Genomic DNA, 16106 nt, shown 5'->3' on the forward strand with positions numbered 1-16106 from the left:
CTCAAGGAGAACCAGCGCGTTGAGTTCGAAGTAAAGAACGGCGACAAAGGCCCTCAGGCCGACGCCGTGAACCTAATCTAGGACCACCTAGACTTCACGGGAAAGCCGCTACCTTTCGAGGTGGCGGCTTTTCTAATACCCCGACAAGACTTGCACTCTCAGCCTTAGAGTGCCAAAATTGAATTAGCACTCAAACAAATAGAGTGCTAATCCTTATACCAACTTCGGGAGAAACCCAAAAATGGCAAAAATTATCACTTTCAATGAAGAAGCCCGTCGTGGCTTAGAGCGTGGACTAAACATCCTCGCAGACACCGTGAAGGTCACCCTTGGCCCACGTGGACGTAACGTCGTACTTGAGAAAAAGTGGGGAGCACCCACCATTACCAATGACGGTGTTTCCATTGCTAAGGAGATCGAACTAGAAGACCCGTTCGAAAGAATTGGCGCTGAGCTAGTTAAGGAAGTTGCTAAGAAGACAGACGACGTAGCCGGAGACGGAACTACAACTGCAACTGTTTTGGCTCAGGCACTTGTTCGCGAAGGACTTCGTAACGTAGCAGCAGGAGCAGACCCAATTACGCTAAAGCGCGGAATTGAAAAAGCTGTTGAGGCAGTTATCAAGGAGCTCGTGGCAAACGCTAAGCCAGTTGAGACCAAAGAGCAGATTGCTGCAACCGCATCTATTTCTGCAGGCGACCCTGTAATCGGCGAGCTAATCGCTGAAGCAATTGACAAGGTTGGCCGCGAGGGTGTTGTAACAGTTGAAGAGTCAAACACTTTTGGAATCGAATTACAGCTAACTGAGGGTATGAGATTCGACAAAGGTTACGTCTCTGCTTACATGGTTACCGACCCAGAGCGTCAGGAAGCAGTTCTAGAAGACGCATACGTGCTGATCGTGAATTCGAAGATCTCTAACATCAAGGATGTCCTTCCTGTTGTTGACAAGGTAATCCAGGCTGGAAAGCCACTTCTTGTCATTGCAGAAGACATCGAAGGTGAAGCACTAGCTACCCTGATCGTGAACAAGATTCGCGGAATCTTCAAGTCTGTTGCCGTTAAGGCTCCGGGCTTTGGAGACCGTCGCAAGGCTATGTTGCAAGACATCGCTATCTTGACCGGTGGTCAGGTTATCTCTGAAGAGGTAGGCCTAAAGCTAGAAAACACCGACCTAACCATGCTGGGACGCGCTCGCAAGATCGTTGTTACCAAGGACGAGACCACAATCGTTGAGGGTGCTGGAGACAAGGACCAGATTGCTGGCCGAGTCGAGCAGATCCGTCGCGAAATCGAAGCCACTGACTCTGACTACGACCGCGAGAAGCTGCAGGAGCGTCTAGCCAAGCTTTCCGGTGGAGTTGCAGTTATCAAGGCTGGAGCCGCAACCGAGGTTGAGCTAAAAGAGCGCAAGCACCGCATCGAAGATGCAGTTCGAAACGCCAAGGCTGCTGTTGAAGAAGGAATTGTGGCTGGTGGTGGCGTTGCGCTACTACAAGCTGGCAAGACTGCATTCGACAAGCTAAAGCTCAAAGGCGACGAGGCAACCGGAGCAAACATCGTTCGCGTTGCAATCTCTGCACCTTTGAAGCAGATTGCAATCAACGCGGGACTTGAGCCAGGCGTTGTTGCTGACAAGGTTGAAAACCTACCTTCTGGTCACGGACTAAACGCCGCAACCGGAGAGTATGTTGACATGCTTGCCGCTGGAATCAATGACCCAGTGAAGGTAACTCGTTCAGCATTGCAAAATGCTGCATCGATTGCTGGTCTATTCCTAACTACCGAAGCGGTAGTTGCGGAGAAGCCAGAACCTGCTGCTCCAATGCCACAAGGTGGCGGCGAAGGAATGGGCTTCTAACCCAAAAACAACCTTTGGTTGGCGTACTCTATCTCGCGGTATTGATTAGCTGCGAAAGAAAGAGCCACACCAATCTCGGATAGCTGAGTATCAACTGCGCCTGCAGTGGTTCGCCAGCGATTAGCTAAAGCTTGAAATGATTCGGCTGCGGCTCCTCGCCACGAACCCTGCAGGCTTTGCAGTTGGTTGTGTAGCGAGGCTACCTCCGCCTGGACTCTCGAAATAGTTGCATTTATCTGCCCGGTGGCAGCGAGCACCTGCTCGCTATCTACTTGGAATTGCGCCATTTTGACCCTTTCTTCGGGCCCTAGGTTAGGCAGAAACAGGCCTCGCTAAGGCGTTTCCCAGGAAATTGTGTAAAAGTGGCTAGACCCAGTCATGTCTGGCGGGTAGCTTTACCCGGAAGGTAGCCCCACCCTGCGGGGTGTCTCGAACCTCTATGCGGCCCTTGTGTAACAGCACGATCTCCTTGACGATCGCAAGACCAAGACCAGTCCCACCGGTTTCTCGGTTTCTAGAATTATCAGCTCGGTAGAAGCGCTCAAAGACTTTGTCTCGGAGTTGCTTAGGAATACCTTCACCGTGGTCAATCACTTCGATAACTACTTCATCTTCGGTTTTCTGACCGACACCAATTTCGATAGAAGACTTAGGTGAGCTGAAGCGCTTGGCGTTTTCAATAAGGTTCACAAGCACCTGGCGAATTTGGCTCTCGTTTATCTCTGCGAAGATTTTCTCATCCTTTGGTAACTTGGCTCCGCTTAGCGTCAACACCGAATAACTCAGCTTCTTGTCTGTTGATGATCCACTTTTGATTACGGATTGAATCAGCTCAATCATGTCTACCTTTTTGGCATCAAGCTGCTGGTTCTCATCCAACCTGGCCAGGGTGAGAAGCGACTCAACGAGCGAGGACATACGGATTGCTTCTGATTCGATTCGGAGCATTGCTTCTTGGACTTCCGATTTCTTCTTTAGAGCACCTTTTCGGTACAGCTCGGCGTAACCACGAACTGATACCAGGGGAGTACGCAGTTCATGGGAAGCATCAGCCACGAATCGGCGCATCTGACCCAAAGTTTTGTTTCTTGATGAAACAGAATCCTCAAGAGAATCCAGCATGGTGTTCAGGCTTCTGTTAAGTCTCGCGATTTCGGTCTTTCCAGGGCGCTCGATGAGTCTTTGAGAGAGATCTCCAGAGGCCACGAGCTTCGCTGTTCGCTCAACTTCTCGAAGGGGCCTAAGGGCCTGGGCGATAGTGAGCCAGATACTCAGCCCGCTAAGACCAAGAAGTAAGAACCCAAAGCCACCACCGATCGCTCGGTATTGGCGAAGCAGTTCAAGGTTCGTGCTGTTAGGCAGCGCTACAGCAACCGAGCCCTCAAAATCCCTAAAAGGTAGGGCTACAACGCGCCAGCTGTCATACTCGTCGATGGTCACTTCGCCCAATGCGCCGTATTGGTCCAAATCAAAAGGCACCCCAGCGGTTGAAAAGACCGCCTCAAGGTCGAGGGCTTCAAGCTTTGGCAGGGTCATGTCAGAAGCATCCGAGGCCATGATCCGATACACGGTCTGACCCCGAGCATCGAGAACAGAAATCAAATAATCACTTGGCAGCCTCGGCAGGGTAATGCTTTTAGCATTTAGCCGAGATTCAATCTGACCAGGATTTTGTTGCGACAGAATCGACGCAGTTGCAGACAACAAGTTGTCAGTGTTTTGTTGCAAGTACGCACGCAAAACAGAAACAGTTCCAAAACTTGAAACTAAAAGAAGTAGTCCAATGATTGCAACAGATAGGCCGGTTAGCTTACTTCGAAGAGAAACCTTTTCCCAGGCAGTAGCAAGCTTTGATGGCATTAGTCATGTTTCTTATAGATGTAGCCAACGCCACGCTTTGTTTGAATCAGCGACCTTGAACTAATTGGATCAATTTTCTTACGAAGGTAGGAAACATAAGATTCAACAATTCCCATGTCGCCATTAAAGTCATACTCCCAAACGTGATCAAGAATTTGCGCTTTGGTTAAAACGCGATCCGCGTTCATAACAAGAAAACGTAGCAACTTGTATTCTGTTGGCGAAAGATCAACCAATGTTCCTTCGACGCTGACCTCATGAGCGTCCTGATTTATTACAACCGGACCGGCGTCAATTACCGCAGGTTCTGCTTCGGAGGATTTGGTTCGTCTAAGAATTGCTTGAATTCTTGCCACCACTTCGTCGAGGCTAAATGGCTTTGTGAGGTAATCATCACCGCCGACAGTTAGTCCAGTGATTTTGTCTTCCACTTCATCGCGTGCGGTGAGAAAAAGAATGGGGGCTTGAATTCCTGCTGAGCGTAGCTTTTTGGTAACACTAAAGCCATTCATGTCTGGAAGCATCACGTCTAACAAGATGATGTCCGGTTCAGATTCTGTAACCGCAGCTACCGCAGCAGTGCCATTGGCTGCGGTTTGAATATCGAAACCTGCAAATCTCAGGCTGGTGGCAAGCAAGTCTCTGATGTTTGGTTCGTCGTCGACTATAAGCACTCGGGTTTTTGTCATGGCTCAAGTGTCTCAGTTTTGCCTGAAAGAAACCTGAGAGTTAGTTGAGTGCCTTAGATACTTGAAACATCAAGGATTTTGTAGCTGTAGCCCTGCTCTGCAAGGAAGCGCTGGCGGTTTTGGGCGAAATCCTGGTCCACGGTGTCTCTTGCAATAAGGGTGTAAAACGAGGCTGTTCGGCCATCAGCCTTTGGGCGCAGCAACCTGCCTAATCTCTGGGCCTCTTCTTGCCTAGATCCATAGGAGCCTGAAATCTGGATCGCTACCGATGCTTCCGGCAGGTCAACCGAGAAGTTAGCAACCTTAGAAACCACCAGCGTGGGTTCCGTTCCATCGCGGAATGCTTGGAACAACCTTTCACGTTCGTTAACAGAAGTCTCTCCGGTAATTTTTGGAACACCCAGCAAGGTAGCTACCTCATCTATCTGATCCAAGTACTGACCAATAATTAGTGTTGGCTCACTAATGTGTCTTTCCAAAAGCTTCTGGATCACTGGAATCTTCACTTTTGAAGTTGCCGCTAGTCTGTAGCGCTCGTCTTGTTCTGCAATTGCGTAGTTCAATCTTTCATCTTCTGGAAGATCAACTCTGATCTCAAAACATTCTGCAGGGGCGATGTATCCTTCGGATTCAATTTCTTTCCAGGGCGCGTCAAAGCGCTTAGGCCCAATCAAAGAAAAGACGTCGCCTTCTTTTCCATCTTCTCGAACCAGTGTTGCGGTGAGTCCCAATCTTCTTCTTGCCTGAAGATCGGCGGTCATTTTGAAAATAGGAGCTGGAAGTAAATGCACCTCATCGTAAACAATCAGACCCCAGTCTTTTGCGTTTAGTAGTTCGAGGTGCGCGTACTCACCCTTTCGCTTAGCAGTAAGAATTTGATAACTCGCAATAGTTACCGGCTTCACCTGCTTGATTGATCCGGAGTACTCACCGATTTCATCTTCGGTAAGTGTTGTGCGCTTGAGAAGTTCTGCTCGCCACTGTCTTGCCGCAACGGTGTTGGTAACCAGAATCAAAGTGTTGGTCTTTGCCCTAGCCATGGCAGCTGCACCGACGATAGTTTTGCCCGCACCACAGGGCAGCACCACAACACCCGAACCACCCTCCCAGAATTTACTAACAGCATTGCTCTGGTAGTCGCGGATAGCCCAACCCTTTTCGGCAAGTGCAATCTCATGAGGGGTGCCGGGGGTGTACCCAGCTAAATCATCAGCCGGCCAACCCAGCTTGAGAAGCTCTTGCTTGAGAGCTCCTCTGGCAAAAGGAAGCACCTCGAAGGTGTCCTCGGAGAGCCTAGATCCAAGCAATGCGGCTATTTTTGGTCCCCTGGAAGCCTCCAGCAAGATAGCGGGGGACGTGCAGGTAAGAAGTAGAACCCCCTCTGCATCCCTTCGGATAACCAGCTTTCCGTAACGATCCATGGTCTCTTGAATATCCACTCGAACCGAGGAGGGGATAGCGAACTTGGCGTATTTGTCGAGCACCCCAAGGACATACTCGCTGTCGTGACCTGCGGCCCGAGCATTCCATAAACCGAGCTTGGTGATTCGGTAGGTGTGAATGTGCTCAGGAGCTCGCTCTAATTCGGCAAAGATAGCTAGGTCATGGCGCGCATCGGGAGCTTGCGGGTGGTTCACTTCTAGCAGGGCTGTTTTATCGCTTTGAACAATCAACGGACCTTCGGTCATTGCTAACCAATCACAATCGAAGTAATCGCAGATACCGGAAGGGTTCTTTCGATGTCGGCTTTGCGATCTCTAGCTCGCAATCTGCCATTTGCTAAACCGATGGGCTCTAGAACAAAATTCATAACTTTACCGTTGGCATTTATTTCCACCAACAAGATACTTTTTGAAGCCAAGGCTAGTTGAATCTTGCGATCAACATCTGATTCAGGTGCTTGGTCCGCAATTTCAAGATCTTGCTTTCTAAGTCTGGTTAGCTGGTCTTGAAACATGGCTGCGTGAGAACTGTTTTTGTGAATAGCCGATGGAGCAATTATCTTGCCAGCTTCATCGACTCGAATAGCTAAGTAGCCATTTTCTCGCAGGGCGTGATACAAAGTCTCGGGATCCAGTGTTGAAACAATCGCGCCCTCAGATTTTCTTAGTCCATATGCTTTCAACTTGGAGTCCATGAGAATTTGCGTCGCTAACAACTCTTCAGTTGAAATCAAAATTGAACCAGTTTTGTTGGCTGAGATCTTTAGTCTTCCAAACCTTGATGCAGTTTCGGAAATTAGGTAATCAACTGGTTGCGGCAGGGTTGCTCCCGAGAGCTTTTCCAGAAGGGCGCGAATCTGTTTTTCGTTTAGGCCCTCTTCCAGTCCGCAACTAATGCTCATCGGTGAAATCCGATACCCGGTCGCTAGCCCAATGTTTTCGGTGTCGGTGAACTTGCGGAGCTCAATCTCAATGGTGCTTGCTAGGGGCCCCGGGGCAATAATCGACAGGTCGGCCTGGACGATTATTCGCTCCTGCTGAGCTGGAAGCCTTTGTTCTAGGGCTTTGGTGGCAACTGTCAGCTTGCCGGTCAGAACGCTGGCAAGCCAGCTGGCGGCAAAGCCATTGGCAGACAATCCAATGGCATCGGCAAGCTCAGCGACCCTTCCGATTCGAGATTGGGCGGAAGAGCTAACCAGCGGGAAGCTAGATCCCACCAGCTCAATCAACGACTTAGTCGGGTTCTGAGCGAGCTGCAAAGCTAATTCCTTCGAGCCAGATGTCCCCACAATAGCTAGCCAGGCATGGGCCAAGATTTGCCAACGGCTTTTCGGATCAGAGCTTATCCAACTGTCGGCAAGATCAGTGGGGTGAAAGCGCTTTTCAGAAATTGCTACCACACCGGAAACTTTTGCTAGTTCAAGTATCGCTTTTACATACTCTTTGGACTTTCCTAAGTGGCTGGAGAGCCGCTTCACATCTGGTAAACCCATGGAGCCTTTAGATACTTCACGAACGAAGTGTTGATCGAGGCTAAAAATTAATTCGGTGATGGACTGCATAGCTTCAAAGGCATGAATGCCGCAATCTCTATCGATAGATTCTTGATCCGGTGCCTTGATGGCATCGGTGACAATTCGAAGTGATGCCGTTCTGGGGTTTTCCTTTAGTCTCTCAGCGAGCCAGTCATAAACGACTGGCTCTTTTGAGCTCCAAACCAAAAGATCACTTGCCAGAAAACTAACTTGCTCTTTGGAAACTTTCTCTTGGGCCAGCAGTGAGCGCAATGAGCTGATTTCTGAATTAGAAAGACTTGAAACAAGTAACGCTTGCGACTTGGGAGTTAGGACAGCTTGAGCAAGATCAAAGAAATCTTTGAACTCGGAAAGTGAAAGTGATCTCTCGTGAACCAAAATGCTAAGGGCGGCGTCGTCTGCAGATCGAAGGGCTAGGGCTAACCGGTATAGATCACTCACTGCTTGTTTTCGCGCCCTTTCCTTCTAGACGAGAGAAACAGCATCAGCAAGACCAGCACGAGGCCAATGGGAAGAGCTATAAGAGGTATCTGGGCAAAAATGGCCAGATTAGTGGTCTCCCCAAAGAAGCTTCGGACCAGGGTTATGACTATAGACAGCAGTGAAAGGCCAATGATTCCAGCCCCCAGGTAAGCAAGGGAGGTTTCTAGCCGGGAAGGTCCAGAAGGCTTGAATTTAGTCATCCTTCTAGGATACCCCTGAAGTGAGGGCTGAATTCGGGCAGTAGTTTTTAGGGTGTTGCCCTTGGTAAAATGGAAAATCCTGAGAAAGAGGTAGTCATGCCAACCGGCAAAGTGAAATTTTTCGATGAAGAAAAAGGCTTTGGTTTCATCGCATCCGATGAAGGCCAAGAGGTCTTTTTGCACATCAGCGCACTCCTTGATGGAGTAACTCAGGTAACCCCTGGCACCCGGGTTGAATTCGGCATTGTCGATGGCAAAAAAGGAGCCCAGGCGCTGTCTGTTCGGGTTCTAGAGGCCCCACCTTCACTTGTGAAGATGTCAAGAAAGCCAGCTGACGAAATGTCTGTGATTGTTGAGGACCTGATCCGTTTGCTAGATAACATCAGCGGGGGACTAAAGCGTGGCAAGCAGCCAGAAACTGCACAGAGCCAAAAGATCGCAACCTTGCTTCGCAAGCTTGCTGAAGAGCTAGATGCTTAAGCTACTCAAAAAGCCTCAGCACCAATCCTTAGCCGAAAAAGCAGCCAAAGAAACTTCCCCGGCAAATGGAGTTGGAAAGTTTTTAGGAACTGCTAGCGAAGATAAAGACACCACCAGCTACCGATTCGAATCTAAACTAACTGGCTATGTCGGTTGGGAGTGGAACGTGGTTATCTTTCAAGCCAAGAAATCAGATGCCGCAACAGTTTCTGAAGTGGTTTTACTTCCAGGCAAAGACTCCGTAGTTGCCCCAAGTTGGGTGCCCTGGTCGGAAAGACGTGCAGAGCTTGAAAAGAATAAAGCCGAGGAGCTATCTGCTCCGGACCTTGAAGTAACCGTAGATTCCGAGGCAGATACCAAAGACACAGGTAAGCGCCCACCAATCGGGAAGAGGCTGCGCAAGCGTCTGGCCAAAAAGAAGGATAAGAAGTAGGGCTACTGCCCACATTGCGGTAAAGATTATTACCGCCACGGCGGCATTGGTTTCAATCGGCTCAGGATCGGGCTTGCGATCTTGTTCCTTGACTCGAAACCTAATCAAGCTAACCTCTCTAAAACAAAATCAAAACATGCTGTCAACGACTCAACATCAGCTTGGTCGGTACCAACGAATGTAGCAATTCGAAGTTGATTTTTTCCCATTCCGCGGTACGGGTCGACATCCACAATTCCATTCAATCTGAGCACTCGAATCAGTTCTGCAGAGTCCACCGCCTCATCAAACTCCAAGGTGACAACTACCTGGGAGCGGTGGTCTGGGTTGGAGACAAAGGGGCTCGCCACACCAGATGCTTCGGCCCAGTCATAGAGCACTTTTGAGCTGGAGCGGGTCTTGGCGTCTGCCCATTTCAAACCACCTGACTCGTTTATCCACTTGATCTGCTCATTGAGCAAGAACAGGGTCGCGATGGCGGGGGTGTTCAGGGTCTGGTTCAGCCTGGAATTAGTGATTGCAGTCTTGAGTGACAAAAACTCTGGGATGTAGCGATCTGATGCAGCTATCTTCTCGGCTCGCGAGACCGCCTCTGGAGACAGTAACGCGAACCAGATTCCACCATCGGCGGCAAAGTTCTTTTGTGGGGAAAAGTAGTAGACATCTGTGTTCTTGGCATCAAAGTCCATGCCTCCGGCAGCTGAAGTGGCGTCAGTTAGGAACAAGGCTCCGCTGTCTGCTCCGGCCAGCCTCTCTACAGGGGTGACAACTCCAGTAGAAGTCTCATTTTGGGGGTATACATATGTATTGGTTAAAGAAGCAGCAACAAAGTCTGCCCTGGAGCCAGGTTCGCCCTTTTGAACCGAAAGCTCGCCTAGAAAAGGGGCCTTGAGCGACTTGGCGAATTTTGAACTAAATTCCCCGTGAACTAAGGCTTGGGAATTACCCTCGGCCAGGGAAAAAGCCACAACGTCCCAAAATGCGCTTGCTCCACCGTTTCCCAGTGCTATTTCGTAACCTGCTGGGGCTCGAAACAGCTCAAGTAAGCCATTTTGGACCTCTGCGACCAGGTTCTTGATTGGAGCTTGGCGGTGGGAGGTCCCCATAAGAGATGTACCGATCGAGCCAAATGATGCCAATTGTTCGTCTCTAAGCCTGGACGGACCACAGCCAAAACGCCCGTCTTTAGGCAAAAGTTGGCTAGGAATCTGAATATCTGGCATGTCAATAGTGTAGTAGTCTGCGAGTTTACCCAGAACAGGCGAGGTTTTTGAGCTCGGATTGGTCATCGGTTAGACTGTTCCAGCAATCGAAATCAACCTATTTAGATGGTCGGATCTGAGATGCTTTGAGCCTGAAATCAGATTTTTAGAACTAATAGTTTCGATTCAGGACTGATTTCTTCGAAGAAATCTTTAGAGCAATGCGGAGGTAGCAGCTTTGGCCAGTAGTGGTGCAGGCAAACATAGAGCAGACGTTGAAATAAACGTCCTTGAGTCCTTTGAGATTCGCTCTAGACGCTCCGTGCGCGAAGCAGAGAAAGCAAAATTAGCCAAGTCATCCAGGCGCGCTCGCAAAGCCATGCTCCGCATGGAGTCAAAGGCCCTCAAGCGCGAGCGTGATCTGCAAAGGCCGCTAAGCAAAGTCTCGACCCAAGGCAGATTGCGCAACAATCAGACTTTTAGGACAGCCGTCACCATGCTTACCGCATCGGGTTTGATGGCTACCTCCGCGCTACCGGCCTACGCATATGACCCGGAGGTTGCCGCGATGGCCAGGTTCACAACCACGAACCCGGATGACATTATTCAGACCGAAGGCACCCAGGATCTAACCGTGGCTGCTGCCAACACCGTTGAGTTTGTCCGAGGTGAATACGCCTCAGAAAGCGCTGCCCTAGTGCTTCGCCAGCAGACCATCAGCAACTACCGTGCCTACACTGGCCCAAGCGCTGCCGACTACGTTAAGAACCCACCCTTCAGCGCCATTAGCGCTGAGCAGGTTTTGCAAGTTGCTGCTCAATATGTTGGGACCCCTTACGTCTTTGGTGGATCAAACCCTCGAGGTTTTGACTGCTCTGGATACGTCATGTTTGTTTACGCACAGTTCGGTGTCGAGCTTCGCCACAGCGTAACTGCTCAGTCCAGAGTCGGCATAGTTGTCTCACCAGAAGACGCCAGACCGGGAGACATAGTTATCTTCAACGATCACAGCCACAACGGAATCTACGCCGGAAATGGGCAGTTCTACCACGCGCCCCAGCCAGGCGACCGAGTCAAGCTGGCTCCTATTTTTGAGCCGAGGCACTACTTCGTAAGGCTTGGCACCACTTCCTAAAACACAGCCTGGTTTCTTGATAAATCTGGTTTTTGTTTGAGCTAACCTATAGCTAGTTAGTTATTGTCATCTACTTGAAGGGCTAGGGGTTTTGATGAAAAGCATGCTTCCCAAGTACTGCTTCCAATCTCGGCAACCCGAGCCCATCGGTTCGATACCGGGCAAGTAATTAGCGTCGTCATTTATGACGGCGCTTTTTTTGTGCCCAGGCAATCAAGCTAGCTAACCGAACGCCCACAATCCGTGTGGGTCAATTCGAAAGGAACTTGAATGAGAACTTTGGTACTAAACGCAGGCTATGAGCCCCTTGCTGTTGTGAGCTTTAAGCGAGCCATTATTTTGGTTCTAAACCAAAAGGCCACTGTCTTGGCCCAGGCTGGCAATCACCTAGTAAGAAGTGCAACCTCGGAATACAAGCTGCCCTCGGTGATCTTGCTTTCTCGATACGTAAGAATCCCAGGCTCTAGGGTTATCCCAGTTTCACGAAGGGGCGTGCTTCGAAGGGACGCCCACCGCTGTGCTTACTGCCAACGATCTGCTTCGACAGTGGATCATGTTCAACCCAGATCCAAAGGTGGAGATGACTCTTGGGAAAACCTGGTTGCTTGCTGCCTAAGGTGTAACAACAAAAAGGGTGATCGCACCCTGGCTGAAATGGGTTGGACGCTAGATTTCAAACCTCGGATGCCAGCTGGAACTATCTGGATGGTGCGGGGCACCGAAAGATTTGAACCAGAGTGGGATCCATATTTAGCTTTTGCTGCAGCCGCCTAAAGTGACCCCGAGAAGAATCGAACTTCCGCACAAGGTTTAGGAAACCTCTGCTCTATCCACTGAGCTACGGGGCCAGAACTATCAAAGATACCTCAACACAAGCCGAGGTAGCCAAGAATCAAGGGCCCCCAAAGTTAGTCTTGATTCATGACTGATTTTCTAGACACTCAAGATCATCAGTCCGCGCCTACTCGCGAGCAGTGGTTTTTGGAAATCAATCAAATTGGTGGTAACGATTCCCTAAGCCACTTCAACAGCAACAGCTATTCTCAGGTACATCTAGAGAAAGCTCACCCGGGTGGCCTGGCCCAGTTTGTTACCGGAAGGTCAACACTGCTTTCTAACCTGATTCGCGATTCACTTTCTTTCTCTAGGGCCTATTCCGCCGCTATCCGAATCCAGCACAAACAGAACTCACTATCGGAGCAATTCGGGATCGAGAGCCTCTACCTTGCCAGCGGTCTAGTGGACTTTAGTGCTGACGGCCATGAGCTTCGGATGCCAATCCTTCTTTGGCCAGTAAACCTTCTCACCAAGCAAGATGATTTTGAGCTAAGTCTTTCTAGAAAGGCCATCGTCAACCCAGCTTTGGCTCCAGCTCTTCAGAAGCACTATGGGGTAAAGCTAAACGCTGAGGATCTGCTGTCTATGGTTCAGGTTGGATCAGACCCGATACCGGTTCGAGTGTTAGATCATATTTCTGCCCTCACGGATCAGTCGGCAAATCTTGAGTTCAGCAGGCTGTTGGCTATTGGCAATTTCTCTTCGGCGGCTAGTGATCTAGCATCTGATTTCCAGGATGCTTCGCACCCAGTCACGAATTTGTTCCTAACAGAATTAGATTCCAACTCTGAGTCTTTTGAGCAAGGCATCGCGGACCCAATAGCGGTAACGGATTCGGACAGCACTCAAACCAGAATTGTCTCGAGAGCACTAGCCGGAACCAGCTTTGCTGTTGAGACCTTGCCGGGTTGTGGTTATACGCAAACTGTTGTGCTCTTGGTCAGCGCACTCACCCATCAGGGCAAAAGAGTTCTGGTAGTGGCACCTAGAAGACAGACCCTAGATGAGCTAGCCACCAGGTTTTCCCAGGTTGGCTTACCCGGCCTTGGCATCAGATCAAGTTCAACTTGGCTAGATATGATCGGTGCAATATCGCGCAACGAGAAAGCACAACCGGTGAATTACACCGAACTAGCTGCGCGCCGCGATAGCGCCCGAGAAGAAGTTGCCAACTACTTCGCAGACTTTGAGAAGGTAGACGGTGAGCTAGGAGTAAGTATCGAGCAGGCCCTTGAGGAGCTAGCTAGATTGTCTGGATCCACCAAGGCTCCAGTCAACGAGGCAAGAATCGATGCCGACCAACTAGGTCGCCACCGAGACCTTACCTTCGCGGGAAACTTGCTCAAGCAAGCCCAAGAGCTTGGCATGTTCGAGATTGGCCCCAGTGAGTCCGCCTGGTTCATGGCCAAGTTCGAGAACCCATTGGATGTCCCCAGCAAGCTACAGCTGGCCAAATCGCTTTATGAAAACTCCTTCCAGGGGCTTTCCAGCCAGCTTGCTGAATTCACCGCGACCGTTGAGTTCCAGCCAGCCCAGACGGTGAGTGACTGGGTGAATTACCTTCAGCTTTTTGTCGGCATCAGAGAAACGCTCGATAAGTTCAAACCAGAGGTGTTTGATCGCCCGCTCACCGAGTTGATTTTGGCTACCGCACCACGAAAAGACAAGTCAGTAATGTCAGGGGCAAATCGCAGCCGCCTGAAAAAACTTGCCAAGGAATACCTTCGCCCAGGACTTCACGTTTCTGACATGCATGAGTCGCTCAAGGCAATTCAGCTCCAGCGCGATGCCTGGGGAAAGTATTGCCTGGTTGCCAAGCCACCGCAGGTTCCACTGGGAATCAAAGAAGCCCAGCAGGCTTTGAACGAATTCGTTCGCGAATTGAGTGAGCTCCAATCACTGCTGAGTGATTTGGCAATGAGTGAGCCACTTCTTTCACAGCCACTCACCGAGCTGACCAAAACTCTTCGCTCGCTCTCGCAAGACACCAAGATATTGGACAACTACGACGAGAGATCGATGACCATCCAGCGACTTGAGGAAGCAGGCCTTGGGCCATTGGCTGTTGAGCTCGCCAATTTACACACCAGCAAGGATGACCTACAGGCTGAACTCGAACTGGCCTGGTGGAAATCTGCTTTGGAAACATTGCTTGAAAGATCAGGCAGGTCGCTGGCTGCGGACAGCGATGAAATCGTCCAAATAGAAAAGCGTTGTGCTGCAGCCGAAACAGAGTTGATTGCAGCTGGTTCCAAAACAGTAGCCTACGGCCTTGCTGGAAAGTGGAAGCAGGCTTTGGAGAATCACCCTTCCGAGGCCCAGACCCTAAAAGAATTGCTAAAACTAAAGCGCGCGGTTATCTCAGAGGTGGGGCAACTGGCTCCAAACATTTACCAAGCGCTGGTGCCAGTGGTTTTAGCTTCGCCCTATGAGATCCCCACAACCTTGGCCAAGGGTGAAAGATTTGATGTCACGTTGGTGCTCGATGGTGCCGGGTCTTCCATTGCTGAAAACTACGCTGGTCTGGTTCGCTCGAATCAGGTCGTGGTCTTTGGTGATGATGTAATTGCAGCCGCCGCCGGTTTTAGCATTGAGAGCCTGCCTCAAGAAGATGAGCCAACTGCCTTGCCAGAGTCGATTTTTACTGCCGCTCGCAGGTCGCTACCCCTTGAGGTTTTGAGACGAAGCTATCGAACTTCAGGTCAAGCCCTGGCAGATTACATCAATAGAGAGTTCTACCAAGACCGCATAATATTTGAGCCAGTAGCAGCCAGTTACTTTGGACACAGCAACGTTAAGTTTGAGCGGGTTGTGGCGGGAAATTCAGATCAGCCCGAGAGCTTGGATCAAGAGCTAGAGCTTGTGATTCAGGCCATTATGAGCCACGCCAAAACAACGCCTCAAGATTCCTTACTGGTGGCAACCGCGAGCGCTAAGCACGCTTGGCGACTAGAAACTGGTCTCAGGTCAGCTAGAAAGACCAGGGCGGATTTAGATCCATTCTTTGAAAGCCATGGCCGTGAAAAATTCGAGATAACTACCATTCAAGAACTAGCCCATCGGGTGGCAGATCGCATTATCTTCAGCCTGGGATTCGGTAAAGATCTAACCGGCCAAGCACCAAAGATACTGGGTCAAATTTCCCATCGGCATGGCAAGAGATACCTAGCTAACCTGTTGGTTTCTGCCAGAAAGCAAATCACCATCGTTAGCGCACTGGATAACCAGGACCTGCTTGCCAAGTCAAACCCTGGGGTTGAGATGCTAAGCGATTTGATGCATGAGCTTGGAAGAGTCGCCCCCATCAAGCTCGAAGCAGACCTGAACCCAATGATTGCCGATCTAGCCATAAGGCTTACCAAGCTCGGAGTTACCACCAGAACAAACTTCTCGACGAGGATCAAACTGGTGGCTTCGGTGGGCCAGAAGGCGGCAATTGTTGAACCGGACTGGGGCATCCTTGGCTACAACCTTTCAGAGCGCTACCGGCTTCGCCCGGCCCTTTTGGAAGCTATGGGCTGGATGTATCTGAGGGTTCCAAGCTTTGAGCTGTTTGCAGATCCGGAGCAGGTAGCAAGATCGATTGCCATGAGCTTGGGTATAGAGGTGACCAAGAAACCTCAGCCCCTTTTTGAACTCAGCGAACCGGCTTTTGAAGATACGGCTTCAGCTTGGGGAGACTCAGCGGACTCTAACGATCAAAGACTTGCCGAAGACAAACCGCCGCACTGGGGTTAGTCACTAGATTTTGGTTTGCTGGACCCGGTTGATCTGGAGTCAGTTCTGTAAAAACCGGTTCCTTTAAAGCTCACACCAAGTTGACCAAATACCTTGCGAAGTTCCCCACCGCACTCAGGGCACACGGTCTCATCCGCAGCCGCAAATTCTTGCCACAAGTCAAAGCTGTGTTCGCATTTTTTGCAGACGTAGCTATAGGTGGGCATGGGTT

At 50.2% G+C, this 16106-nt stretch carries 14 protein-coding genes, 1 tRNA gene and 1 pseudogene; 7 read left to right on the forward strand and 9 right to left on the reverse strand.

Annotated features, from left to right (window positions below):
- Both AC9UFE_RS04935 and groL read left to right on the forward strand, forming a co-directional pair.
- A partial coding sequence (locus AC9UFE_RS04935; RefSeq protein WP_509546369.1) for a cold-shock protein occupies positions 1–81 on the forward strand: 81 nt, incomplete at its 5' end.
- 160 nt (positions 82–241) lie between these two features.
- Positions 242–1861: a chaperonin GroEL gene (gene groL / locus AC9UFE_RS04940; RefSeq protein ID WP_509546296.1), complete on the forward strand. Its 1620-nt coding sequence runs from the start codon at positions 242–244 to the stop codon at positions 1859–1861.
- Here the strand turns inward: groL and AC9UFE_RS04945 are convergent.
- From AC9UFE_RS04945 to AC9UFE_RS04965, 5 genes are all read right to left on the reverse strand, one after another.
- Positions 1858–2148 carry a WXG100 family type VII secretion target gene (locus tag AC9UFE_RS04945; protein ID WP_509526984.1) on the reverse strand — a complete coding sequence of 97 codons (291 nt, stop codon included), beginning with the start codon at positions 2146–2148 and terminating at the stop codon, positions 1858–1860. The genes groL and AC9UFE_RS04945 overlap by 4 nt on opposite strands.
- 79 nt (positions 2149–2227) lie before the next feature.
- Positions 2228–3721, reverse strand: coding sequence for a sensor histidine kinase (locus AC9UFE_RS04950; RefSeq protein ID WP_509546299.1), 1494 nt, complete (start codon positions 3719–3721; stop codon positions 2228–2230).
- The gene (locus tag AC9UFE_RS04955; RefSeq protein WP_509546301.1) at positions 3721–4410 is read right to left on the reverse strand and encodes a response regulator transcription factor; all 690 of its coding nucleotides are present in this window, start codon (positions 4408–4410) and stop codon (positions 3721–3723) included. The genes AC9UFE_RS04950 and AC9UFE_RS04955 overlap by 1 nt, the downstream gene beginning before the upstream one ends.
- 53 nt (positions 4411–4463) lie before the next feature.
- Positions 4464–6098 (reverse strand): DNA repair helicase XPB, encoded by a 1635-nt coding sequence (locus AC9UFE_RS04960; RefSeq protein ID WP_509546306.1) that lies wholly within the window; start codon positions 6096–6098, stop codon positions 4464–4466.
- Positions 6099–6100: 2 nt separating this feature from the next.
- Positions 6101–7828 carry a helicase-associated domain-containing protein gene (locus AC9UFE_RS04965; RefSeq protein WP_509546309.1) on the reverse strand — a complete coding sequence of 576 codons (1728 nt, stop codon included), beginning with the start codon at positions 7826–7828 and terminating at the stop codon, positions 6101–6103.
- Positions 7829–8166: 338 nt separating this feature from the next.
- Between AC9UFE_RS04965 and AC9UFE_RS04970 the strand changes: the two genes are divergently transcribed.
- Complete coding sequence (locus AC9UFE_RS04970; protein WP_509546372.1) at positions 8167–8550, forward strand: cold-shock protein; 384 nt, start codon at positions 8167–8169, stop codon at positions 8548–8550.
- Positions 8543–8818 (forward strand): annotated as a pseudogene (locus AC9UFE_RS04975) (DUF3027 domain-containing protein); the annotation flags it as partial. The gene AC9UFE_RS04970 and the pseudogene AC9UFE_RS04975, both read left to right, overlap by 8 nt.
- A 42-nt stretch (positions 8819–8860) precedes the next feature.
- Here AC9UFE_RS04975 and AC9UFE_RS04980 read toward each other — a convergent pair.
- Both AC9UFE_RS04980 and serC read right to left on the reverse strand, forming a co-directional pair.
- Positions 8861–8998 (reverse strand): hypothetical protein, encoded by a 138-nt coding sequence (locus tag AC9UFE_RS04980; protein WP_509546376.1) that lies wholly within the window; start codon positions 8996–8998, stop codon positions 8861–8863.
- An 89-nt stretch (positions 8999–9087) separates the two neighbouring features.
- Entirely contained in the window at positions 9088–10206 is a 1119-nt protein-coding gene (gene serC, locus AC9UFE_RS04985) for a phosphoserine transaminase (protein WP_509546378.1), read from the reverse strand.
- Positions 10207–10423: 217 nt separating this feature from the next.
- Between serC and AC9UFE_RS04990 the strand changes: the two genes are divergently transcribed.
- Both AC9UFE_RS04990 and AC9UFE_RS04995 read left to right on the forward strand, forming a co-directional pair.
- A complete protein-coding gene (locus AC9UFE_RS04990) occupies positions 10424–11320 on the forward strand; it encodes a C40 family peptidase (RefSeq protein ID WP_509546312.1) in 897 nt (298 codons plus the stop codon).
- 270 nt (positions 11321–11590) lie between these two features.
- Positions 11591–12094, forward strand: a complete 504-nt coding sequence (locus AC9UFE_RS04995) for an HNH endonuclease (RefSeq protein WP_509546315.1) — start codon at positions 11591–11593, stop codon at positions 12092–12094.
- A 2-nt stretch (positions 12095–12096) separates the two neighbouring features.
- Here AC9UFE_RS04995 and AC9UFE_RS05000 read toward each other — a convergent pair.
- Positions 12097–12168: transfer RNA gene (locus AC9UFE_RS05000), tRNA-Arg, on the reverse strand.
- Positions 12169–12241: 73 nt separating this feature from the next.
- On the opposite strand from AC9UFE_RS05000, the gene AC9UFE_RS05005 reads away from it, so the two are divergent.
- Positions 12242–15895, forward strand: a complete 3654-nt coding sequence (locus AC9UFE_RS05005) for a DUF4011 domain-containing protein (RefSeq protein ID WP_509546318.1) — start codon at positions 12242–12244, stop codon at positions 15893–15895.
- Here the strand turns inward: AC9UFE_RS05005 and AC9UFE_RS05010 are convergent.
- A complete protein-coding gene (locus AC9UFE_RS05010) occupies positions 15892–16101 on the reverse strand; it encodes an FmdB family zinc ribbon protein (protein ID WP_509546321.1) in 210 nt (69 codons plus the stop codon). The genes AC9UFE_RS05005 and AC9UFE_RS05010 overlap by 4 nt on opposite strands.
- Positions 16102–16106 lie beyond the last annotated feature (5 nt).

Origin of the sequence: Rhodoluna sp., assembly GCF_044239955.1 — a bacterium.
Classification (GTDB): Bacteria; Actinomycetota; Actinomycetes; order Actinomycetales; family Microbacteriaceae; genus Rhodoluna.